The 21,435-nt window shown below is 62.8% G+C and carries 17 protein-coding genes; 11 read left to right on the top strand and 6 right to left on the bottom strand.

Features of this window, described 5'->3' with window-relative positions; all coding sequences use genetic code 11:
• The 6 genes from FJD34_RS15730 to tssA form a co-directional block, all read right to left on the bottom strand.
• Positions 1-288, bottom strand: coding sequence for a hypothetical protein (locus tag FJD34_RS15730; RefSeq protein WP_065942318.1), 288 nt, complete (start codon positions 286-288; stop codon positions 1-3).
• 439 nt (positions 289-727) lie between these two features.
• Positions 728-1,186, bottom strand: a complete 459-nt coding sequence (locus FJD34_RS15720) for a type VI secretion system amidase effector protein Tae4 (protein WP_032856772.1) — start codon at positions 1,184-1,186, stop codon at positions 728-730.
• Between the two features lie 80 nt (positions 1,187-1,266).
• Positions 1,267-1,755 carry an Hcp family type VI secretion system effector gene (locus tag FJD34_RS15715; protein WP_090292462.1) on the bottom strand — a complete coding sequence of 163 codons (489 nt, stop codon included), beginning with the start codon at positions 1,753-1,755 and terminating at the stop codon, positions 1,267-1,269.
• Positions 1,756-1,929: 174 nt separating this feature from the next.
• Complete coding sequence (gene tssC, locus FJD34_RS15705; RefSeq protein WP_032856774.1) at positions 1,930-3,426, bottom strand: type VI secretion system contractile sheath large subunit; 1,497 nt, start codon at positions 3,424-3,426, stop codon at positions 1,930-1,932.
• Positions 3,427-3,428: 2 nt separating this feature from the next.
• Entirely contained in the window at positions 3,429-3,935 is a 507-nt protein-coding gene (gene tssB, locus FJD34_RS15700; protein WP_010207547.1) for a type VI secretion system contractile sheath small subunit, read from the bottom strand.
• A 54-nt stretch (positions 3,936-3,989) separates the two neighbouring features.
• Positions 3,990-5,009 carry a type VI secretion system protein TssA gene (tssA, locus tag FJD34_RS15695; protein WP_032856776.1) on the bottom strand — a complete coding sequence of 340 codons (1,020 nt, stop codon included), beginning with the start codon at positions 5,007-5,009 and terminating at the stop codon, positions 3,990-3,992.
• Positions 5,010-5,411: 402 nt separating this feature from the next.
• Between tssA and tagH the strand changes: the two genes are divergently transcribed.
• Genes tagH through FJD34_RS15640 form a run of 11 tightly spaced genes read left to right on the top strand, consistent with a single transcriptional unit; the run spans position 5,412 to position 21,374 of the window.
• Positions 5,412-6,743: a type VI secretion system-associated FHA domain protein TagH gene (gene tagH / locus FJD34_RS15690; protein ID WP_090292460.1), complete on the top strand. Its 1,332-nt coding sequence runs from the start codon at positions 5,412-5,414 to the stop codon at positions 6,741-6,743.
• A 43-nt stretch (positions 6,744-6,786) separates the two neighbouring features.
• Positions 6,787-7,293 (top strand): type VI secretion system lipoprotein TssJ, encoded by a 507-nt coding sequence (gene tssJ, locus FJD34_RS15685; RefSeq protein WP_090292457.1) that lies wholly within the window; start codon positions 6,787-6,789, stop codon positions 7,291-7,293.
• A gap of 18 nt (positions 7,294-7,311) precedes the next feature.
• Complete coding sequence (tssK, locus tag FJD34_RS15680; RefSeq protein ID WP_090292455.1) at positions 7,312-8,646, top strand: type VI secretion system baseplate subunit TssK; 1,335 nt, start codon at positions 7,312-7,314, stop codon at positions 8,644-8,646.
• A gap of 6 nt (positions 8,647-8,652) precedes the next feature.
• Complete coding sequence (locus FJD34_RS15675) at positions 8,653-9,942, top strand: DotU family type VI secretion system protein (protein WP_032856783.1); 1,290 nt, start codon at positions 8,653-8,655, stop codon at positions 9,940-9,942.
• Positions 9,939-13,439, top strand: coding sequence for a type VI secretion system membrane subunit TssM (gene tssM, locus FJD34_RS15670; protein ID WP_090292453.1), 3,501 nt, complete (start codon positions 9,939-9,941; stop codon positions 13,437-13,439). Before FJD34_RS15675 ends, tssM begins: the two co-directional genes overlap by 4 nt.
• Positions 13,436-14,089 (top strand): type VI secretion system-associated protein TagF, encoded by a 654-nt coding sequence (gene tagF, locus FJD34_RS15665; protein WP_032856786.1) that lies wholly within the window; start codon positions 13,436-13,438, stop codon positions 14,087-14,089. The genes tssM and tagF overlap by 4 nt, the downstream gene beginning before the upstream one ends.
• Positions 14,090-14,809: a PP2C family protein-serine/threonine phosphatase gene (locus FJD34_RS15660; protein ID WP_032856788.1), complete on the top strand. Its 720-nt coding sequence runs from the start codon at positions 14,090-14,092 to the stop codon at positions 14,807-14,809.
• Positions 14,806-17,781, top strand: coding sequence for a serine/threonine-protein kinase (locus FJD34_RS15655; RefSeq protein WP_090292451.1), 2,976 nt, complete (start codon positions 14,806-14,808; stop codon positions 17,779-17,781). Before FJD34_RS15660 ends, FJD34_RS15655 begins: the two co-directional genes overlap by 4 nt.
• Positions 17,781-18,485, top strand: coding sequence for an ABC transporter ATP-binding protein (locus FJD34_RS15650; RefSeq protein ID WP_090292449.1), 705 nt, complete (start codon positions 17,781-17,783; stop codon positions 18,483-18,485). Before FJD34_RS15655 ends, FJD34_RS15650 begins: the two co-directional genes overlap by 1 nt.
• Positions 18,485-19,669 carry an ABC transporter permease family protein gene (locus tag FJD34_RS15645; protein ID WP_090292447.1) on the top strand — a complete coding sequence of 395 codons (1,185 nt, stop codon included), beginning with the start codon at positions 18,485-18,487 and terminating at the stop codon, positions 19,667-19,669. Before FJD34_RS15650 ends, FJD34_RS15645 begins: the two co-directional genes overlap by 1 nt.
• Positions 19,662-21,374, top strand: coding sequence for a formylglycine-generating enzyme family protein (locus tag FJD34_RS15640; protein WP_090292445.1), 1,713 nt, complete (start codon positions 19,662-19,664; stop codon positions 21,372-21,374). Before FJD34_RS15645 ends, FJD34_RS15640 begins: the two co-directional genes overlap by 8 nt.
• The last annotated feature ends 61 nt before the right edge of the window (positions 21,375-21,435 follow it).

Genomic DNA, 21,435 nt, shown 5'->3' with positions numbered 1-21,435 from the left:
TCAGATACCGAAAAGGAGAAGGTCGAAATTCGAGCAAGCACCAAAAAAACCGGCGCGCGGCGCCATGGGGCTTCGTATCAATGCTGGGTGTTGGAACGGATATTCCAGCCGTGGCGGCATCCACAGGTCGCCCTCGATCTCGAACCTCAAGGTGCTGTGATTCATCTCGCCCTGGGCCACGCGCGCCTTGGCCCGCCGAGTGTGGCGCAGGATGCTCGGCTCGTCGTCGGTCAACCGGTCCAAAAGGGACGGTTGCAGGCGGTCGCGGGTGGCGATTTCGGTTACCAAATGAATAGGCCCGTATAATTTTTCTGATCACCTGTGCCAACCATGCAACTACCGCCACGAGCGATTATTGAGGGTTCGAGTTGGCCATTGATCTGGCGTATGGCGCGGTACTCAGAGCGACACCTGTCACTGTTCTCAGGGTCTGCCGCCGTATGAATAACGATCACAATGGGAACCTTACCGAAGGTCTCGACATGCGATTTGCCTTGTTGGTCAACCGTAAATTGGCAGGGCCACGGCATGTCGAGTGGCAATATGTTTTGGTCTGGTTTGCGTAATACGCAGCGCTGTTGGTCGTTTTCCAGGGTCAGTAGTTGCCCATTTATTGAGACGATCTGGGCCGCGGCAACGGATGGCGTCGCTATTTGATCTTGAGGCTCGGCACACGCAGAAAGGCTTGATAACAAGCAGCCAATAAACGCGAAATGATGGACTCTGATCATACGAGCTCCCAGAACCAGATGGCTCTTGATCGGTAGGCGGGATCGTCATACCGGCTAGCGGTAATGCCACGGTTCCAAAGATCGATATGGTCACCGGTACGGCTATCGGGAGACTCTCCCAGTTGTTGGAAACAATCCTTGAAGAAAACCAGGCCTTTTTTATCCATCAACTTGCGGCGCTCTTCTGAGCTGCCTCCAAGAATAGTTGGGCGCCCCAAGTGATGCTTCCACAACCAATTTGCCAGGGACTCAGCACCTCGCGCATGCCCATGGGAACATTTGGGCTCGGTATAGGTGGATTTGTTGACCTTGATAGTCAGTTCTGCGTTGAGGGTAATACTCATGCGGATGGCGCATTGATTGTCCCAAGGGCCATCACAGGGTTTTGCGTTTGGGTGCGTAACCAAAAGATCGGAATACGCCTTCCACAAATTAATAAACGAAGGTTTGGCCATGACTCAAATACCGAAGGAGGAAAGGTCGAATACGAGCAAGCACCAAAAAACCCCGGCGCGTGGCGCCAGGGGTCTTCGTATCAACGCTTGGTGTTGGAACGGATATTCCAGCCGAACTTGATCGGGCCGCCGTCCTTGGTGCCGTCGGCTTTCTGCGGCTGGTAGTCGACCATCACCTGGGCAAAGTTCAGGGTGACGTTTTCGGTCAGGCGATCATCGCTGCCCGAACCGCCGGTGCTCAGGGACGTGATCAGCACTTCTTCAAGGTTGATGATCATGTACTCGACCTGGCTCTCGCCGCCGGCCTTGCGCACGGTCAGCTTGACCTTGTCGATGTGCTTGCCGCTGGCGCAATGCATCATCAGGTTGGGCGAAGCCTTGTCGACGTACTTGGTCAGCGACAGGTCCTGGATGCTCACCTTGCCCGCGCCGCCGCCACTGCCAACGTGCATGTTGCCGGACTGGGCCATGCCCCAGCTCCAGTTCAGCACGTCGATTTCGTCCTTGTGGGCCTTGTCCATGGACTCGCCCTTGATGTCGCCGATCTTGATGAAAATATCAACAGCCATGTTTTCTCCCTGTGTGGTCTCTACCACAGTATTTGTTAACGTCGCCGACCTCTGTAGGAGCGAGCTTGCTCGCGAAGGCCGACAACGATGACGCGGGCATCCTGAATGAACGCGGCGTCTTCAAGTTTTTCGCGAGCAAGCTCGCTCCTACAGGGAGCGAGCCAGTCCTGATTTTTAGGCGCTTTTTGCCGAAGGCAGTTTCGATACCAGGCGCAACGACACGGTCAGCCCTTCGAGCTGGTAGTGCGGACGCAGGTAGAACTTGGAGTTGTAGTACCCCGGGTTGCCTTCGACGTCCTCCACGATCACCTCGGCGGCAGCCAATGGGTGCTGGGCCTTGGTGGTTTCGGTGGAGTGCGCAGGATCCCCGTCGACGTAGTTGAGGATCCAGTCCTGCAACCAGCGCTGCATCTCGTCCTTCTCTTTGAAGGAACCGATCTTGTCGCGCACGATGCACTTCAAGTAGTGGGCGAAACGGCAGGTGGCGAACAGGTACGGCAGGCGCGCGGCCAGGTTGGCGTTGGCGGTGGCGTCCGGGTCGTCGTATTCGGCCGGTTTCTGCAACGACTGGGCGCCGATGAACGCGGCGAAGTCGGTGTTTTTCTTGTGCAGCAGCGGCATGAAACCGTTCTTCGCCAGCTCCGCTTCACGGCGGTCGCTGATGGCGATTTCGGTCGGGCACTTCATGTCCACGCCACCGTCATCGGTCGGGAACGTATGGGCTGGCAGGTTTTCCACCTCGCCGCCAGACTCCACGCCACGAATGCGCGAGCACCAGCCGAAGTGTTTGAACGAACGGTTGATGTTCACCGCCATCGCGTACGCAGCGTTGGCCCAGGTGTACTTGGAGCTGTCGGCGCCGTCGGTGTTTTCTTCGAAGGCGAAGGCTTCCACCGGGTCGGTCTTGGCGCCATACGGCAGACGCGCCAGGAAGCGCGGCATGGTCAGGCCGATGTAGCGCGAGTCTTCCGACTCACGCAGCGAGCGCCAGCCGGCGTATTCCGGGGTGGTGAAGATCTTGGTCAGGTCGCGCGGGTTCGACAGTTCCTGCCATGAGCCCATGCCCATCACGGTCGGCGAAGCGGCGGCAATGAATGGCGAGTGCATGGCGGCGCAGACCTTCGACAGCTCGCCCAGCAGCTCCACATCCGGAGGCGACTGGTCGAAGTAGTAATCGCCCACCAGGCAACCGTAAGGTTCACCACCGAACTGGCCGTACTCTTCCTCGTACATCTTCTTGAAGATCGGGCTTTGGTCCCACGCGGTGCCCTTGAATTTTTTCAAGGTCTTGTGCAGGTCATTTTTCGAGATATTGAGCACGCGAATCTTCAGCTGCTCATCGCTCTCGGTGTTGTTGACCAGGTAGTGCAGGCCGCGCCAGGCGCTTTCCAACTGCTGGAAATCCGGGTGGTGGATGACCTGGTTGACCTGGGCGGTGAGCTTGGCGTCGATGGCGGCGATGATCGATTCGATCGACTTGATCGCGTCGTTGGACACCAGGTCCGTCTGCGCCAGGGCCTGCTCGGCCAGGGTGCGCACGGCGGTCTCGACGGCTTCGCGGGCACGCTCGGTCTTGGGCTTGAATTCTTGCAGCAGCAGGTTTGCAAACTCGCTGGCTTCTTGGGTGGCACCCAGGTTCTGAGCGCCTTCGCGGGCGGTATTGTCGGTCATGATTACTGGTCCCCAGCAGGTTTCGGCGCGCTCGCAAGGGCCTGCAGCAATGCCGGGTCCTTGATTGCCTTCATGATGATTTCTTCAGCGCCGGTCTTGCCGTCCATGTAGGTCAGCAGGTTCGCCAGCTGGGTGCGGGCTTCGAGCAACTGGTTCAGCGAGTCGACCTTGCGTGCCACGGCTGCCGGGCTGAAGTCGTCCATGCTTTCGAAGGTGATATCCAGGCTCAGGTTGCCTTCGCCTGTCAGCTCGTTGGGTACGTGGAAGGCCACGCGCGGCTGCATGGCCTTGAGGCGTGAGTCGAAGTTGTCGACGTCCACTTCAAGGAACTTGCGATCAGCCACCGGCGCCAGAGGCTCGGCAGGTTTGCCGGCGAGGTCGGCCATCACACCCATCACGAAGGGCAGCTGGACCTTTTTCTCGGCGCCGTAAAGCTCGACGTCGTACTCGATCTGCACCCGAGGCGCGCGGTTGCGCGCGATGAATTTCTGAGAACTTTGCTTCGCCACGTTGCTGCTCCTGGTCGCTTGAGCGACGGTGTTGTTACTGCAAAGCCTGGCGACTTACTCGCCGTCCGGGCCGCGCAGGTTTTCAAATTGGGACATGCCATCGGGAATCAGATTGCGCACGATGGCTGCAAAATCGGCGTGCACCAGGTTTTTTGCCCGGCTCAACAGCACCGGCAGCGGGCTCGAAGGCTCGTGCCGGGTGTAGTACGCAAGGATTCGGTCGAGGTCGCGCAGCACTTCTTCGCGGCTGGCGATCTCGCCCGTGTTGCGGGGTACGGCAGGGGCGCCAGCGTGTTCGACCGAGGCGTGGCTGTCGTCACTGACAACCTCGGGTTCACGGCTGTCGCCGCTCTGCGCAGCGAACTGGCTGAAAATCTGCAGGGCCTGCTTGAGCGGATGCTTCAGCGCGCCGAGGTCCACGCCCTGGGCGGAACCGACTTGCTCGCTGACGTATTGCTCAATGGTTTCACAGGCCGCACGGGCCTCGACGAGGGCGGCGTGGGTGGCTTGCAGCTGTTCTGGATCGCTGTCGAGGAAGGCTGCGGCCAGTTGTTCAGTACCGAGGTTTTCCCCGGGAAAGCTTTGCAGGCCGCTGGCATTCAGGGCGCCACGCAGGCTCACGGGGCCGAAGGCGCGCGAGCGTGCGAGGACGCTTTCGCGCAGCAGGCGGATGTTCGTGTCGCAGGTCAATCCGGTGAGGGCGTTGATGCGTACGGTGGGGTCGTTGTCATCATCGGCATCCAGGCGCGGATGCAGGTCGGCCCAGTATTGCTGGAGCAGTTCGCTGATCAGGGTCAGGGCACTGGCCAACCCACCAACGCCTTGCAGGGCGAGGGAACTTTGCAGCAGGAAATGGCTGATGCGCAGGTCTTTGCTGCGTTGCAGCAGGTCCAGGCTTTGTTGCTGGATGCTGCGCCACTCGGGCGGTTCGGCGGGCAAAATAGCGTCGCCCATGCTGCGCTCGGGTTGACCCTGGGCAGCACGTTCCAAGTGCAGGAAATCCGCGTCATATTCCAAGTCTTCGCCACACGGCGAAGTCGCGGAAACAGCGGTGAGCAGCAACGGCACATCCACTAAATTCGATCTCCATATCGGCCCTTTAGTCTCGGGCGGTTCATGCGTTAGTTGCGCAGCTAGTTGCGCATTTCATCGGCATGTTTTCTTGGTTCAGCTGGCGCATTGATTTCAATGTGCCACTACCTATCTTCAAGAAGTTGTGCATTTTTGGTGTAGTAGTTAGGCGTTGTCAAGGTAAGCTATTCGTCCCGTGTGACAGATGTGCGGTGCTTAACAACCTGTGCGACCCATGAGTCAAAGCAGGCACCGCTGGAAGATTTTTGTCACAAGAGCCGGTTAAGATCAGCGATCATGCTGGTAAAAGTGGCTTTTCAAGGTTGTTTAAAGGATTTTGCGGGTGACGCTTGGGAAGGGTTTTCCCTTGGGTCGGCCGTGCGCGAGGTTCAGCAAGGAGGCAAGATGTCGCTGTGTTTGACTATCACTAGTTATCACAAGATCACCCCAGGTCAATGTCCGGAAAAGTCCATGGATAGTGGAGTGATGGCAATTGGCCGCTCTAACGAAAATGACTGGATATTGCCTGATCCAGAACGTTTGGTCTCCGCGCAACATTGCGTAATTCAATACAAGGATGGCCGTTACTATCTAACCGATAACAGCACTAATGGTGTGGAATTGGTTAACGCCGGCATTCGCCTGCGCCGGGGAAACAGTGAGCCACTACAGGATGGCGAGTTGATCCGTATTGGTGATTACGAGATCCAGGCCCGTATCGACTCTGGCGTGAAAGTGACAGACAGCTCTCCGTTTGCCGGCGGGGACTCCAACAGTTTCGAAGCCCTGATGGGGCGCCAGGGTGCCGTCGTGAATGCGCCACTGCCCACTCCGGTAATCGCGCCGCAGTTCCAGGGCGCGTCGGCGATGGACACCCTGCCGGACCTGTTCGACTTTCTCACCCCAACCGCTGTTCCACCGCCGACCCAGCCCGATCATGTGCCGGCCGAACAGCACGACTTTCGCCCGCCGACACCCGTGGCCGAGCCGCCCGCACCGGTGATGTCGGGCCCGGTGATTCCAGAAGACTGGGACCTGCTTGGTGAAGCGCCGGCGCCGGTGATCAGCCCGCCGACACCTGTTGTCGTGCCTGAGCCACCCAGTGCACTGCCTGTGGTTGAGCCGCCGCTCGCCGTGGCAGATGCCGCCCAACCTGATTTGTTGCAAGCCTTCCTGCGCGGTGCCGGCCTGGATCAACTGCGCCTGGACAAGGCCCAGGCCGAGGCACAGATGGAAAGCATCGGCCGCAGCTACCGGCTGATGGTTGAAGGCTTGATCGACGTATTGCGTGCACGCAGCAGCCTCAAGGGCGAGTTCCGCATGCAGCAGACGACGATCCAGCCGGTGGAAAACAATCCGTTGAAATTCGCCCCCAATGCCGACGAAGCGTTACTGCTGCTGCTTCGCCACGGCAACCAGGCGTTTATGGCGCCGGATCTGGCTGTGCGCGACAGTTTCGACGATCTGCGTGCCCATCAACTGGCGGTGATGGCCGGCGTCGAGGCGGCTATCAAACACCTGCTGACGCGTTTTGAACCTGCGCAGTTGGAAGAGCGCATGGGCAAGCCCGGCGGGTTGTCGAGCCTGTTCAACGGTTCGCGCCAGGCCCAGTACTGGCAACAGTTCACCGAGCTCTACAAAAGTATTTCCCGCGAGGCCCAGGAGGATTTCCAGGACCTGTTCGGCCGTGAGTTCAGCCGGGCCTATGAAGCACACAGCGCACGACAGCGGCGCTGAAACTGGAACAACGGACAGCCACATACGTCATTGAGGACGCAGGATGATTTCCAGGTTTTTACTCGCTACCGCCAGCCTGTTGCTGCTGACGGCTTGTGCCAAGGATGCCGCGCCACCCCAGGCGCCAGAGACACCCATCGACTCTACCCGCGTCGAGTTGCACTTCCATGCCATCAGCGGCCTCAACCCTGGCACCACGGGCCAGCCAGCACCGGTGCGGGTGCGGATTTTCGAGCTGAAAAATGCCGCGACCTTCAGCCGTGCCGATTACTTCGCCCTGGCGGATCGCGCCCAGCCGACCCTCGGCCTGGACCTGCTGGACCAGGATGAAGTAGTGATCCAGCCCGGCCAGCAAGTGAGCATCCAGCGCGATCTCGACCCGGCCACCCGGCAGATCGGCCTGCTGGTGGGCTATCGCGAATTGGACCGCGCGCAATGGCGCACGGTCCTCAGCGTGCCGCCACGCCAGGCCAGCGAATACCAGATCAGCCTTGATGTGCGCGCCGTACGTGCGCACCTCAGTGTTGCCCCATCCAGCCCTGCCCAATAAGAAGCAATCGGAGCCCCCATGTCCTGGAACAATCGCGTGGTCTGGTCGGAAGGCATGTTCATCGGAACGCAGCACTTCCAGCAGCATGACCGTTACCTGGAAAACCTGATCGATGCCCGCAGTCGCCCACTGTCGGCCGGTGCCTGGGGGTTTTCCGAGTTGCTGATCGACCAGGGCCTGCTGGCCCAGGGCAAGCTGGCCATTGTCTCGGCGCGGGGCCTGTTGCCCGATGGCACGCCGTTCAACATTCCCCAGGACGACCTGGCACCAAGCCCGCTGAATATCGATGACAACCTGCGTGATGGCCTGGTGTACCTGGCCTTGCCCCTCAAGCGCGCTGGTGCCCGCGACACCGTAGATGAAGGCGAGGCCCTGGGCGCCGCGCGTTACCTGAGCCAGGTGCGCGAGGTGCGCGATGACAACGCACCTTTCGAAAATCGCGCCCCGGTGGCCGTTGGCTCGCGCGCCTTGCGCTTGCTGACCGCCGCCGATGGCATCAGTGACTACGCCGCCATCGGCCTGGTCCGCATCAAGGAAAAACGCGCCGACCGTGCCCTGGTGTTGGATGACAGTTACATCCCGCCGGTACTGGACGTGGCCGCGAGCAAGCCGCTGACGGCGTTTCGCAGCGAATTGCTGGGCCTGTTGCACCAGCGGGGTGAAGCCCTGGCCGGACGCGTGGTGGCTTCGGGTGCCGGTGGTGCTTCGGAGATTGCCGATTTCATGCTGCTGCAACTGGTCAACCGCGCCCAGCCGCTGATCCAGCATCTGAGCCAGTTGAGCCCGCTGCACCCGGAGCGTTTCTTCAGTGAACTGGTGAGCCTGGCTGGCGAATTCTCGACCTTTTCCACCTCTGGCCGCCGCCCGCAGGAGTACCCGCGTTACCAGCATGACGACCTGGCGCTGAGCTTCGCTCCGGTGATGCAGGCCTTGCGCGAAGCGCTGTCGATGCTGATCGACAGCAAGGCCACACCGATCCCGATTGTCGAGAAAGCCTACGGCGTGCACGTGGCGATGCTGGCGGATAAAACCCTGATCGACAGCGCCAGTTTCATCCTCGTGGTACGTGCCGATGTACCGGGCGAAACCCTGCGCGCGCGCTTCGGCCAGCAGAGCAAGGTTGGTTCGGTGGAACACATCCGTGACCTGGTCAACCTGCAACTGCCAGGCATCGGCCTGCTGCCGCTGCCGGTGGCGCCACGGCAGATCCCGTACCACGCAGGCTCCACCTACTACGAACTGGATCGCGGCAGCGAGCACTGGCAGCAACTGATCCACTCCGGCGGTTTTGCCTTCCACATCGCCGGGCAATTCCCGGGCTTGAACCTGGCCTTCTGGGCGATCCGAGGATAATCCGCGATGCATCCCAATGATGACGACCGCACCCAGTTCATGCCGCGCCCGGGTGGCCGTGCGCCGGAGCCTGCGCGTGCAGAGCCGGCGCCTCTGTCGATGCCGGCGGCGCCGATCCTCACCGGCAAGAGCCAGGGCCTCAACCCTCTGGAAAGTGCCGCCGGCCCACTGCTGGCGCTGCTGACACGCCTGCGTAACACCATCGCCCATCCCGCGCCGTCGAGCCTGCGCGCGCAATTGCTGGCCTACCTGCGCCAGTTCGAAGAGCGCGCCGAGGCGGCCGGAGTGGCCCGCAACGAGGTGCTGCTGGCCCGTTACGCGCTGTGTACCGCCCTTGATGAAGCGGTGCTGAGCACGCCCTGGGGCAGTGCCAGTGACTGGGGCAAGCAGAGCCTGTTGATCACCGTGCACAACGAAGCCTGGGGCGGCGAAAAGGTCTTCCAACTGCTGGATCACTGCCTGCAAAGCCCGCGCGAGCGCCTGTATCTGTTGGAACTGTTGTACCTATGTATGTGCCTGGGTTTTGAAGGCCGCTACCGCGTCATGAACGACGGGCGTAGCCAGTTGGAAGCATTGCGCGAACGCACCGCAGCGGCGATTCGCAGCGCCCGTGGCGAACATGAGCGTGAGCTGTCGCCCCATTGGCGCGGCGTCACCGTGGCCCGTGATCGCCTGGCGCAATTCATGCCGCCATGGATTGCGGTCGCCATCGGCCTGGCCTTGTTGCTGGCCTTGCTGTTTGGCCTGCGCCTGAAACTGGCGTCGGATGCCGAGCCGGTCTTCAAGAATATCCATGCCCTGGGCGAAATTCCGGTGCAGGCCATCGACCGTCCGGTGGCGCAGCCAAAGATCATCGAACGCCCGCGCCTGGCTGGCTTTCTGGTCGAAGACATCAAGGCGGGCCGGGTGGCGGTGGAAGATGCCGTCGACCGTTCCGTGGTGACGATCCGTGGCGATGAGCTGTTCGCCTCGGCCAGCTCCAGCATTGTCGATGACTACCAGCCGCTGATGCTGCGCATCGCCGACGCCATCCGCAAGGTCAAGGGCCAGGTGCGGGTGACCGGGCACAGCGATAACCGCCCGATTGCCACCCTGCGTTTCCCGTCCAACTGGGCCTTGTCCGAAGCACGGGCCAAGTCGGTGCTGGAGATCCTCGCGGCCAAGACCGGCCAGGGCGAGCGCTTCAGTGCCGAAGGTCGCAGCGACACCGAACCGGTGGCGACCAACGCCACAGCCGAAGGCCGTGCCCGCAATCGCCGGGTTGAAATCACCGTATTGGCGGAGGGCGTCGAGTGAAGGCGTTTTTCAGTTTTATGATTCGCTGGGTGATCCCCGTGCTGGGCCTGATTGCCCTGGGCCTGATCATCTGGTTTGTCGGGCCGTTGCTCGACGTGCTGGTGCCTGAAGGCCGACGCTGGGCGTTGATCATCCTGATATTCGTGGTGTGGATCGCCTACCGCGTGTTTCGCATCATCCAGGCCCGCCGCCAGGCCGCCGAAGTGATGCGCAGCCTGGCCGCCGAAACCCCGGCCGATCCCAATAGCGTCGCCACTGCTGAAGAACTCGCGACCCTGCGCCAGCGCATGGACGAAGCCCTGGCGCTGCTGAAAAAGGCCAAGCTGGGCGGCGACGAGCGGCGCAATCTCTATGAGCTGCCGTGGTACGTGATCATCGGTCCACCGGGCTCGGGCAAGACCACGGCGCTGGTCAATTCCGGGCTGCATTTCCCACTGGCCGCCCAGTTGGGCGCCGGCGCGGTGCGTGGCGTAGGCGGTACGCGCAATTGCGATTGGTGGTTCACCGATCAAGCCGTGCTGCTGGACACGGCAGGCCGCTACACCACCCAGGACAGCAACTCGACAGTGGATAAAGCCGCCTGGCTGGGCTTTCTCGACCTGCTGAAAAAGCAGCGCGCACGTCGCCCGATTGACGGCGCATTTATCGCCATCAGCCTTTCGGACCTGCTGCTGGGCAGCGACGCCGAGCGCGGCGCCCATGCTGCGGCGATCCGCCTGCGGATCCAGGAGCTGTACACCCAACTGGGCGTGCGCTTCCCGATCTACCTGATGCTGACCAAGCTCGACCTGGTGCCGGGCTTCATGGAGTTTTTCGACAACCTGAGCAAGGAAGACCGCGCCCAGGTGTGGGGCATGACCTTTGCCCTGGACGACGGCAAGCACAGCGACAGCCCGTTGGCCCATTTGCAAAGCGAATTCGCCGGCCTGGAACAGCGCCTCAACGAACGCTTGGTGGAGCGCCTGCAACAGGAGCGCGACCCGGCGCGGCGTGACCTGATCTACGGTTTCCCGCAGCAGTTCGGTGCGTTGAAGGACTGCCTGCAAAGCTTCCTTGAGGGTGTGTTCAAACCCAATGCCTTTGAAGAGCGCGTACTGCTGCGCGGGGTGTATTTCACCAGTGGCACCCAGGAAGGCAGCCCGATCGACCGACTGATCGGCGCCATGGCCCAGAGCATGAACCTGGACCGCCAGCACCTGGCGCGCCAGAGCGGCACCGGGCGCAGTTACTTCATCGAAAAACTGTTCAGCGCCGTGGCCTTTGCCGAGCGCGGATTGGTCGGAGTCAACCCGAAGGTCGAACGCCGCCGTAAATGGCTGGCCCGTGGCGTCCTGGCCGCAACCGTGGCGGTGGTGCTGGTGGTCAGTACCCTGTGGTGGGTGAGTTATCGCGCCAACCAGGCGTATATCGCCCAGGTCGACCAGAAAGTCGCGCCATTGGGCCAGGCCGTGCAGACCCTGAGCCCGGCACAGCGCGAGGTGTTGGCCGTGCTGCCGCTGCTCAATGCGGTGAAAAACCTGGCGGGCGACTCGCCAAGCTGGTCCGAGGGCCTGGGCCTGTACCAGGGCGACATGCTGGAAGCCGAGTCCGCTAGCGTCTACCGCAAGCTGTTGATTGCGGTCTTTGCGCCACGCCTGGTCACGCGTATCGAAGAGCAACTGCACGGCGGTGGCAATTCCGACTTCCTCTATGAAGGCTTGAAGGCCTACCTGATGCTGGCTGACAGCGAGCATTACGACCCGGACTTCATCAAGGCCTGGATCGCCCTGGACTGGGACCGCAACCTGCCGCGCGACCTGCCCGCCGACCAGCGTCAGGCGCTGACCGGGCACTTGCAGGCGCTGTTCGACCGCCATCCACCGAATGCGCGCCTCGACCCACGGCTGATCGATGACTTGCGTCGGCAGCTGCAACAACTGCCGGTGGCCCAGCGCGTATACGACCGGGTCAAGCGCCAGAAGCTGCCTGAAGGCGTGACGGATTTTCGCATCAACGAAGCGGCTGGCCGCGATGCCGCGCTGGTATTCAGCCGTAAAAGTGGCAAGCCGCTGGGTGAGCCGTTGAGTGGATTGTTTACCGCCAAGGGCTATCGCCAGGGCTTTTTGCTGACCAGCCTGAACCAGGCCGGCACCCTGGCTGAAGAGCAGTGGGTATTGGGTCATGCGCCCGCGGATCAACAGAATGTCGCCAGCCTTGCCGCTGATGTGCGGCGCCTGTATTTCCAGGATTATCAGCGCCAGTGGGACGCCTTGCTGGCCGATATCGACTTTGTGCCCATCACCAGCGTGGCCCAGGCGGCCGACGTGTTGCGAGTGATCTCCGGCCCGAGTTCGCCGCTGAAGAAGCTGCTGGTGGCGGTGGCCAAGGAAACCGACCTGCAGGCTGAAGAGCGTCAACTGGCTGCCAAGGGCGTGCCGGTGGAGGGGGGTGTCGACAAACTCAAGGAGCGTCTCGGCAGCCTGCTCGGCGAGGCCCAACCAACGGCCAGCGCGCCGGCCCTGACGGAAGACCCGGTGACCGCGCATTTTGCCGAGCTCAACAGCATCGTCGCCAAGAACGAAGGCGAGCCGGCCGCCATCGACGGCCTGCTGGCGGACATGAATGCGTTGTATGTGCAGGTCAGCGCCATGGTCGGCGCCAGTGGCGATGCCTTGCTCGGCGAAGCCAAGAACCAGGCCGCTGCCGCCGCCACGCGGGTCAGCCTGAATGCCGAACGCCAGCCGCCGCTGGTACAGGGCATGGTCAAGTCGGTGGTCAACTCCACCACCAACAGCATGATGGGCGGGGTGCGCAATCAACTGAACGCGGCCTGGGTCAGCGAAGTGGTCAATGTCTATCGCCAGTCCCTGGCCGGGCGTTACCCGATGTCTCCTGGCAGTGCCCGCGATGCCACCCTGGACGACTTCGGCCAGTTCTTCGGGGTGGGAGGGGTGATGGACAACTACTTCCGCAAATACCTGCAGCCTTATGTCGACACCTCGGCGCAAACCTGGCGCTGGCAGCCGGGGGCGGCGCAGAAGCTCGGGATCGCGCCGGGCGTGCTGCAAACCTTCCAGCGCGCGGCGACCATTCGCGATGCGTTTTTCCGCACTGGCGGCACCCAGCCCATCGTGCGCTTCGAACTCAAGCCGGTGGCGATGGACGCGACCATCACCCAGTTCCTGCTCGACCTCGACGGCCAGCAACTGAGCTACGACCACGGCCCGAGCCGGGCGGTGGCGATGCAGTGGCCGAATCCCGGCAACAGTGGCGGGGTGCGGATCTCGATCATGCCGCCAGCCGCCAGTGGGCGTTCGGGCGTGACCCTGGATGGCCCGTGGGCGTGGTTTCGCCTGCTGGAGCAATCGGACCTGTCTGCCGGCAATTCGCCGGATCGCTTCAACCTGCGCCTGCGGGTCGATGGCGCAAGCATCGCCTATGAGTTGCGTGCCAACAGCGCCTTCAACCCGTTCAAGAGCCGCGTGCTGAGCGGGTTCAGCCTGCCGGAGCGGTTATGACCACGTTGGGGTTCTACGGCAAGTTGGCCAGCCGCGGGGACTTTGTCAGCCGCGCCTTGCCCCAGAGTTTTATCGGCCCCTGGGACAGTTGGCTGGCCGCCGGTTTGCTCGCCAGTCAACACAGCCTGGGCGGCGACTGGCTCAACGTGTACCTGGTCAGCCCGCTGTGGCGATTTGTGCTGGCACCGGGGGTGTGCGGGCCGGATGCGGCGGCGGGTGTGGTGATGCCAAGCATTGATCGGGTTGGCCGGTACTTCCCGCTGGCGGTGGTGACGTTGTTGGATCACGACACCAATCCGGCGTCCCTGGTGGGTGGCCCGGACACCTGGTTCGAGCAGGCCGAGGAGTTGTTGCTGCACACCTTGGATGCTGGCGCCACGTTCGAAGGGTTCAACGATGGCCTTGACCGCCTGGGTTTGCCGCTGAGTGAGCCGCGTGCGCTGGACAGTCGCTTCGCCGGTCTGCAGCGGGTGGCCGCCACCGTGCCCGATGGCCGCATGGCCGCGCTTGCCGAACAGGCCTGCGAAGGCGCGAGCCTCTGGTGGGGCCGTGGCTCGCAACGTATTTCCCCAGGTTTGCTGCGGTGCCAGGGCTTGCCGGCTGCCGGTGATTTTGCGCAATTTCTGCTCGGACAAGAAGGTGTGATGTAGATGGGGTCGACGTACAAATCCGCGAGCAAAAGCCATGTGGGCATGGTGCGCCAGGTCAATGAAGACGCGTGCCTGGACCTGCCGGAAAACCGCCTGTGGGTGGTGGCCGATGGCATGGGCGGGCATGCGGCGGGCGACTATGTCAGCAGCTTGATTGTCGACAGTCTGCGCAGCCTGCCCGTGGGGCGGTCCCTGGACGAATACACGGCCGCACTGCGCACCGAGCTGACCCGGGTCAACGCGGCCGTACGTGAAGAAACCGCCAACCGTGGCGTGACCATGATGGGCAGCACCGTGGTTGTGCTGGCTGCGCGCGGCCTGCGCGGCGTGTGCCTGTGGGCCGGTGACAGCCGCTTGTATCGCCTGCGCGATGGCGAGCTGGAACGCATCTCCCGCGACCACAGCTACGTGCAGGATTTGCAGGACAGCGGCCTGCTCAGTGAGGCCGATGCGCGGGTGCATCCACGGGCCAATATCGTGACCCGCGCCATTGGCGTGGAGGCGCAATTGGAGCTGTCGGTGGTCGACCTGTTGATCGCCCCCGGCGACAGTTACCTGCTGTGCAGCGATGGCCTGAACAAGACCGTCGAAGACCACGAGATCCACGAAGTACTGAGCCATGCCGAGCCTGACGAAATTGCCCGCAGTCTGGTGCACCTGGGGCTTAACCGCGGTGCGCCCGACAACATCACCACCCTCGTCGTGAAGGTGTCGCCATGACCCTGATTATTCCCGGCTACGACATCGACGGCGAAATCGGTGAAGGCGCCATGGCCAGTGTCTACCTGGCCACCCAGCGCTCCCTGGAGCGCAAGGTGGCGTTGAAGGTCATGGCCGCTGCGCTGGCCGCCGACCCGAGCTTCTGTGAACGTTTCCTGCGTGAGGGCAAGACCCTGGCGCGGCTGTCGCACCCGCACACGGTGACCATCCATGACATCGGCAATGTTGGCGAACTGTATTACATGGCCATGGAATACCTGCCCAACGGCACGCTCAAGGAGCGCATCGCCGCCGGCCTGACGCCGGAGCAGGGGCTGGTGTATATCCGCCAGATCGCCTCGGCGCTGGGTTACGCCCATGCCCAGGGCCTGGTGCACCGCGACGTCAAGCCGGCGAACATCCTGTTTCGCGCCGATGGCACGGCGGTGCTGTCGGACTTTGGGATTGCCAAGTCCCTGGATGACCGGACCCAGTTCACCCAGGCCGGGTTTGCCGTAGGGACACCCAGTTACATGAGCCCGGAACAGGCGCGGGGCCAGGAAATCGATGGCCGCGCCGATCTCTACGCCCTGGGTGTGGTGCTCTATGAAATCCTTGTCGGCAAGCTGCCTTACAACGGCACCGATGCACTCTCCACGGCCCTGGCGCACCTGACCGAGCCCTTGCCGGAATTGCCGCTGCACCATGGCCGTTATCAACAGGTGCTGAAAAAGCTCCTGGCCAAAGATCCGGCAGAGCGCTACCCGGATGCGACGGCGTTGTTGCTGGCGCTGGATCAACTGCCAGCCGAAGCACCCCAAGAAGTGCTGGAGGCAACGCTGATTCGACCGGTCAGCCGCGATCTGGCCGGCATGACTCCAGTCTCCATCGACATTCCCAGCGACCCGCCGCAGCCGCAAGTGCTACGCCAGCCAGTGGTGACGCCCACCCAGCATCGCGCCGTTGCCGAACAACGGCGTGGCCCGGTCCTGGCATTGGCTGGCCTGGCGGTGGCTGTTGCGCTGGCCATGGGTGGCGCCAGTTACTGGTGGTTGAGTGCCGACGCACCGGCATCGCCACCTGCTGCGCCAGTGCCCGCTACGCCTGCAGCCGTCACACCGTTGGCCGCCGATATCGACGGCGGTCAACGCCCCTTGCTGATGGCTGGCAAGAAAACCCTGTTCCAACGGGTCCTGAGCAAGCCCGGCGCCAAGCTCTCCAGCGAGGCGGGCGGCGCACCGGGCAAGGCTTTGCCAGCGTTTTCCGTGCTGTATGTGTACCAGCGCAAGGACATCGACGGTGGCCCGTGGCTGCGCGTTGGCACCGCCACCGACGGGCGCAGCGACGGCTGGTTGCCGGCCGCGCAAGTCAGCGACTGGAAGCAGAGCCTGGTACTCAAGTTCACCGAGCGTTCGGGGCGTGCGCCGGTGATGTTCCTGCGCCAGGCTGGCGAGGTGGAAAAACTCCTGGCGGATCCCGCTTCGGCAAAAAACCTGCTGCTCAAGGCGCAGAAAAACCCCGAGGACAATCAGCAGGTCCTGGCCCTGGAGCCTGCCGCCAGCGCCGTGCCGCAGAACCAGTTCTACCTGTTGCCGATCTTCGATGCCAAAGAGAGCTTCGACGAGAATGGCCAGCCGGTGCAGTTGCTCAATGTGGCGTCCATCGATCCCGGTAGTGCCGCCGCCAAGCCGGCCACTCCGGTGCTCAGTGCGAATGCCGATGCCTTCCGCACCGCCGTGGTGCTGGTGGTGGACACCACCGTGTCGATGCAGCCCTACATCGACCAAGTGCGCGACGTGGTCCACGAGTTGCAGACCCGCATCGCCGAGCGTGGCGAGTTGGACAGCGTCAGCTTTGGCATGGTTGGCTTTCGCAGCAGCGTGAAGAAAACCCCGGGCCTGGAATATGTGGCCAAGACCCTGATCACCCTCGATCAGGGACGCGACCCCCAGCGTTTTCTCGACATGGCGCGGCAGGTCAAGGCCTCGACCGTTTCCAGCCACTCCTTCAACGAAGACGCGTTCGCCGGAGTGATGCAGGCGGTCGAAGGCATGGACTGGTCGGGCTACGGCGGACGCCTGATCCTGCTGGTGACCGATGCCGGCGCCTTGCGCAAGAACGACCCGTTCGCTGCGACCCAGATGAACGAAGCCGAAGTGCGCCAGGCTGCGCTGGGCAAGCAGATCAAGATCTATGCCCTGCACCTGCGCACCGATGCCGGCAAGAAAACCCATGGCGGCGCCGAATCCCAGTACCGCACCCTGACCGCCGACGCCAACCCGCGGATCGGCGATCTGTACACCGCGGTGCCGGGCGGCGATGTGCGCAAGCTGGGCGAGCGTGTCGATGAGATCGGTACGGTGTTCGCCAATCTGGTGCATCAAGTGCGCAGCAACACCCCGCAGCCGGTACCGTTGCTCAGCAGTGCGCCGAGCCTGGCGGACAAATCCGCCGCCGTCGGCTATGCCATGCATATGGATTTCCTCGGCCACAAAGGCGCCAGCCAGGCGCCGCAACTGGTCAGTGCCTGGACCGCCGACCGTGACCTGACCAACCCCGCACTGCCGGCGTTCCAGGTCTGTGTGATGCTCACCAAATTGCAGCTCAACGACTTGCAGCAGTCGCTCAAATTGATCGTCGATGCGGCCCGCAAGACCCAGACCTCACCCAAGGATTTCTTCCAGGAAATCGCCAGTGCCTCGGCCTACATGAGCCGCGACCCGCAGGCTTTGCGCAAGGGCGGCAACCTCGCCGCCGGCGGCATCCTCGGCGAATACCTGGAGGGCCTGCCGTACCGCAGCAAGTCCTTGAACATGACCCAGGACCTGTGGCTGTCGTTGAGCGTGGCCGAACAGGAAGACTTTATCGACGAACTGGATTCGAAAATCCGCCTCTTTGAGACCTTCCATAACGATGTGGCCAACTGGGTCCGTTTCGGTGATGCCGAACCGGGCGATGCGTTGTACCGCGTGCCATTGTCGACGCTGCCTTGATGCTGAACCTGAGCGCGGTGCACAAGAGCCGGGGCGTCGGTAGCCAGCGCTATAGCCTGGTGATTCCAGCGTTGCACCTGTGTGCCGGGGAGCAATTGGCGATTGTCGGGCCGAGCGGCTGCGGCAAAAGCACCTTGCTGGATCTGCTGGCGTTGGTATTGGCACCGGATCAGGTGGGCCGGTTTGAATTCAACCAACTGGATATTGGTGGTTTATGGCGCGCCAATCAGCAATCCATGTTGGCCGGGTTACGCAGCCGGCACCTCGGTTATGTGTTGCAGACCGGCGGCCTGCTGGGCTTTCTCGATGTGCGCGGCAATATTGCCCTGTCCCGGCAACTGTTGGGGCTCAAGGACGATGGCAGCGTGGCGCGCCTGGCGGAGCAGTTGCAAATCAGTGACCAGTTGGCCAAGAAACCCGCTGCGTTATCGGTGGGCCAACGCCAACGCGTCAGTTGCGCCCGAGCCTTGGCCCATGCCCCGCAATTGGTGCTGGCGGATGAGCCGACCGCGTCCCTTGACCCGCTTAACGCCGAGCGTGTCATGCAGGCGCTGCTGGCCCAGGCCCGCGAGCACCGCGCCGCCTGCGTGATCGCCACCCATGACGAGCCCCTGGCCCGCGCCAGCGGCTTGCAGGTGCGGCGCATCAGTTGCCAGCGCGACACTGACGGTGGCGTCACCGCGACCCTCGGGGAGGCGTGCTGATGCGTATCCCTCTGGTGGCCTCCCTTGCTTGGCAGGATTACCGCAACGATGGGTGGCTGTCGGCCTGTTCGGTGCTGGCGCTGGTGGCCGTGATCGCGCCGTTGCTGGTGTTGTTCGGCCTCAAATTCGGGTTGGTCAGCAGCCTGACCGAGCGCCTGGAGAATGACCCGGCGACCCGGGAAATCATCCCGTTGGGCGGTGGTCGCTTCAGCCGCACCTTTGTCGATCAGCTTGGCCTACGCCGCGATGTAGCGTTTGCCATCCCGCGCACGCGACAGATCGCGGCCACGGCGCAGGTGGGAGCGTTGACCCTGGAAATGTTGCCAACCGCGCCAGGTGATCCGTTGCTGGGCGGTCTGCCGATACCGGTGGGCCTGGACCAGATCGTGCTGAGCCACACCGCTGCCGAGAAGCTTGCAGCGCGGCCGGGGGATTGGTTGCAAACCCAGTTTGTGCGGCAAGTGGCCGGGCGCGTCGAGGCCCAGCATACGCGGCTGCAAGTGCTGGCGGTGTTGCCCCTGGAGGCGTTCGCACGGGACGGATTGTTTGCCGGGTTGAGCCTGCTGGAAGCGGTGGAAGACTACCGCGATGGCCGGGCCGTAGCGGCGCTGGGTTGGGACGGTGACGCGGCGGGAGTGAGCGAGCTGCGGGTGTATCCGGCGTTTCGTTTATATGCGCGCAGTCTCAGCGATGTAGAGGGGCTGCGGGTGTATTTCGCCGCGCAGGACCTGTTGGTCTCGACCCAGGCGCTGAGCATCGCCCAAGTGCAGTCGTTGAGCCGCAACTTGTCGATTGTGTTTTGGATCATCGCCGGGCTGGCCTTGGCGGGTGCATTTGCGGCGATCTTCGCCGGGGCGTTGGCCGCCGTGGCGCGCAAGCGTCGGGAATTGTCGGTGTTGCGCCTGCTGGGATTTTCCACCGGCGCGCTGTTGCTGTTTGTGGTGATGCAGGCGCTCTACAGCGCGGGTTTCGCCGCCATGCTCAGCGCCGGTCTGTATGGCCTGGCCGAGGCGGGTTTGAATCAATTATTCGTGCAGGTGCCGGGCGAATACGCCAGTCATCTGTTGACGCGGCATTACGCCCTGACCCTGCTCGCGGTGCTCGGCGTCAGCGCCGTGGCGGCCGCGTGTGGAGGGTGGCGTGTGGCGCGTATCCAGGCTTCTGAGGGCATCCGAGATGTATAAATTATTGGCCGCCGCCGTGGCGCTGAGCCTGGTCTCTGTGGCCTGGGCCGATGAGGCAGGCGACAAACTGGACAACCCCAAGCCGTTGGCCGATGACGTCAGCCTGCCGCTGCCGTGCGAAGGCAATATGGTGTTCCGCTACGCCTATGTCCTGGCCCAGGGCACCCTGGACGACCGTGAGGTCAGCCTCGGCTACCCGTTCAGCGAAGGTGAGGCGGGCTACAAGCAGTCGTTTATCTCCGGCTATCGCCGAGACTTTATCAACGGTCAATTCACCCTCAAGGATTTGCCCAAGGGCTGGAACAAGGTCATCGCGCCGCTGATGCCCAAGACCGACGCCAAGACCCCGCTCAAGCCGATGCTCTATTTTATCGGCAAGTACGAAGTCACCGCGCGCCAGTACGCGCAGGTCATGTCCCAGGCCCAGTCGCTGGCCAGCGGCGAGCCGGCCCCGGCGTGCGAGGTGCCTGAAGGCATGGCCGGGCGCTTGCCCAAGGTCAAGCTGTCGCGCTTTGAAGCCGAGCGTTTCTCGGCGGTGTACAGCGCCTGGTTGATGAAATACCACCGCGACTTGCTGCCGGTCAGTGGCCGTGGTTCTTCGGCAGAGGATGGCGGCCTGGGCTTTGTGCGGCTACCGACTGAAGTGGAGTGGGAATTCGCCGCGCGCGGCGGCCAGGCGGTGAGCCGCCAGGACCTCGAAGGCCGGTTGTTCCCCCGACGCATCGAGGGCAGCGACAGCGACGGCCCGCTGGCCGATTGGGCGGTGTTCAACCAGGTCGCCGGCGGCACTGGCCAGGCGGCGCGACTGATGCCCATCGGCACCAAGTTGCCGAACCCCATCGGCATGTTCGACGTGATCGGCAACGCCGCCGAGATGGTCCAGGAATCGTTCCAACTGGTGCACGCCGGCCGCCGCCAGGGCACCTATGGCGGCTTTATCGTCAAGGGCGGCAACTACCTGGAGGGCGAGGGCACGCTGTTCAGCGGCATGCGCCGCGAATACCCGTTGTTCGGCGCCGATGGCACTGAGCAAAGCAACGAGACCACCGGTTTTCGCGTGGCGATTGGTGCGCTGTCGGCACCACGTTCACGCTACAACGAACTGTTCGCCCAGTGGCAGAAAGAGGGCCGTCTGGCCGCGCTGACCGACGCCATCGACGACGCCCAAGACCCGACCAAACGCCTGGACAGCATCATCGCCGCCAGCGTCGACCCACGGTTGCAGGCCGAGTTGGGGCTGGTCAACGAAGAGCTCAAGCGCAACGTGTCGCTGATTGCCCAGCAGCGCGAGGAGGCGGCCGGCAACCTGATCCAGTCTGCTGCCCTGGTGGCCGAGACCATCAATAACTACAACATCCGCCTGATCAATCTGCAGAAGAGTCGCCAGCAGTCCCTGGACGCCAAGGACGAGGCCAGCGCGCAGTTGTTCGCCACGGCGATCGCCAATGGCCGCAGCGCGCTGGACGGCGCGGTGGCGATCTATATCGATAACCTGGCCACCGGCACGCGCTACACCGATGCGGTGATCCAGGCGCAGTTTCAACGGATCCAGCAAGAATTGGAGCGCAAGCCGGTACTGGGCAAGAGCCTGGTGACGCGCGCGACGTTATTCGTTCGCCATGTCGGCAACTATCGCAAGCAACAGCGAGCCGACCCGGCAACGATTTTGAAGCAATTGCTCGCAGCGAGCGGTCAGCGGTCTTGACCGTTGGTTGTATGGCGAGCCTGGAAGGGACTCAGGCGGCATGGGCCGTGCTGGGCAAGTC

The sequence above is a fragment of the Pseudomonas brenneri genome, from assembly GCF_007858285.1.
Classification (GTDB): Bacteria; Pseudomonadota; Gammaproteobacteria; order Pseudomonadales; family Pseudomonadaceae; genus Aquipseudomonas; species Aquipseudomonas brenneri.
This window is presented reverse-complemented; position numbering and strand designations above follow the sequence as displayed.

Excerpts from the sequence above, each read along its gene's own strand:
- FJD34_RS15640 (WP_090292445.1), top strand. The coding sequence starts at position 19,662 with ATGTATAAATTATTGGCCGCCGCCGTGGCGCTGAGCCTGGTCTCTGTG.
- FJD34_RS15650 (WP_090292449.1), top strand. The coding sequence starts at position 17,781 with ATGCTGAACCTGAGCGCGGTGCACAAGAGCCGGGGCGTCGGTAGCCAG.
- tagH (WP_090292460.1), top strand. The coding sequence starts at position 5,412 with ATGTCGCTGTGTTTGACTATCACTAGTTATCACAAGATCACCCCAGGT.
- tssK (WP_090292455.1), top strand. The coding sequence starts at position 7,312 with ATGTCCTGGAACAATCGCGTGGTCTGGTCGGAAGGCATGTTCATCGGA.
- FJD34_RS15645 (WP_090292447.1), top strand. The coding sequence starts at position 18,485 with ATGCGTATCCCTCTGGTGGCCTCCCTTGCTTGGCAGGATTACCGCAAC.
- FJD34_RS15715 (WP_090292462.1), bottom strand. The coding sequence starts at position 1,755 with ATGGCTGTTGATATTTTCATCAAGATCGGCGACATCAAGGGCGAGTCC.
- FJD34_RS15655 (WP_090292451.1), top strand. The coding sequence starts at position 14,806 with ATGACCCTGATTATTCCCGGCTACGACATCGACGGCGAAATCGGTGAA.
- tssC (WP_032856774.1), bottom strand. The coding sequence starts at position 3,426 with ATGACCGACAATACCGCCCGCGAAGGCGCTCAGAACCTGGGTGCCACC.
- FJD34_RS15675 (WP_032856783.1), top strand. The coding sequence starts at position 8,653 with ATGCATCCCAATGATGACGACCGCACCCAGTTCATGCCGCGCCCGGGT.
- tssJ (WP_090292457.1), top strand. The coding sequence starts at position 6,787 with ATGATTTCCAGGTTTTTACTCGCTACCGCCAGCCTGTTGCTGCTGACG.
- tagF (WP_032856786.1), top strand. The coding sequence starts at position 13,436 with ATGACCACGTTGGGGTTCTACGGCAAGTTGGCCAGCCGCGGGGACTTT.
- FJD34_RS15720 (WP_032856772.1), bottom strand. The coding sequence starts at position 1,186 with ATGGCCAAACCTTCGTTTATTAATTTGTGGAAGGCGTATTCCGATCTT.
- FJD34_RS15660 (WP_032856788.1), top strand. The coding sequence starts at position 14,090 with ATGGGGTCGACGTACAAATCCGCGAGCAAAAGCCATGTGGGCATGGTG.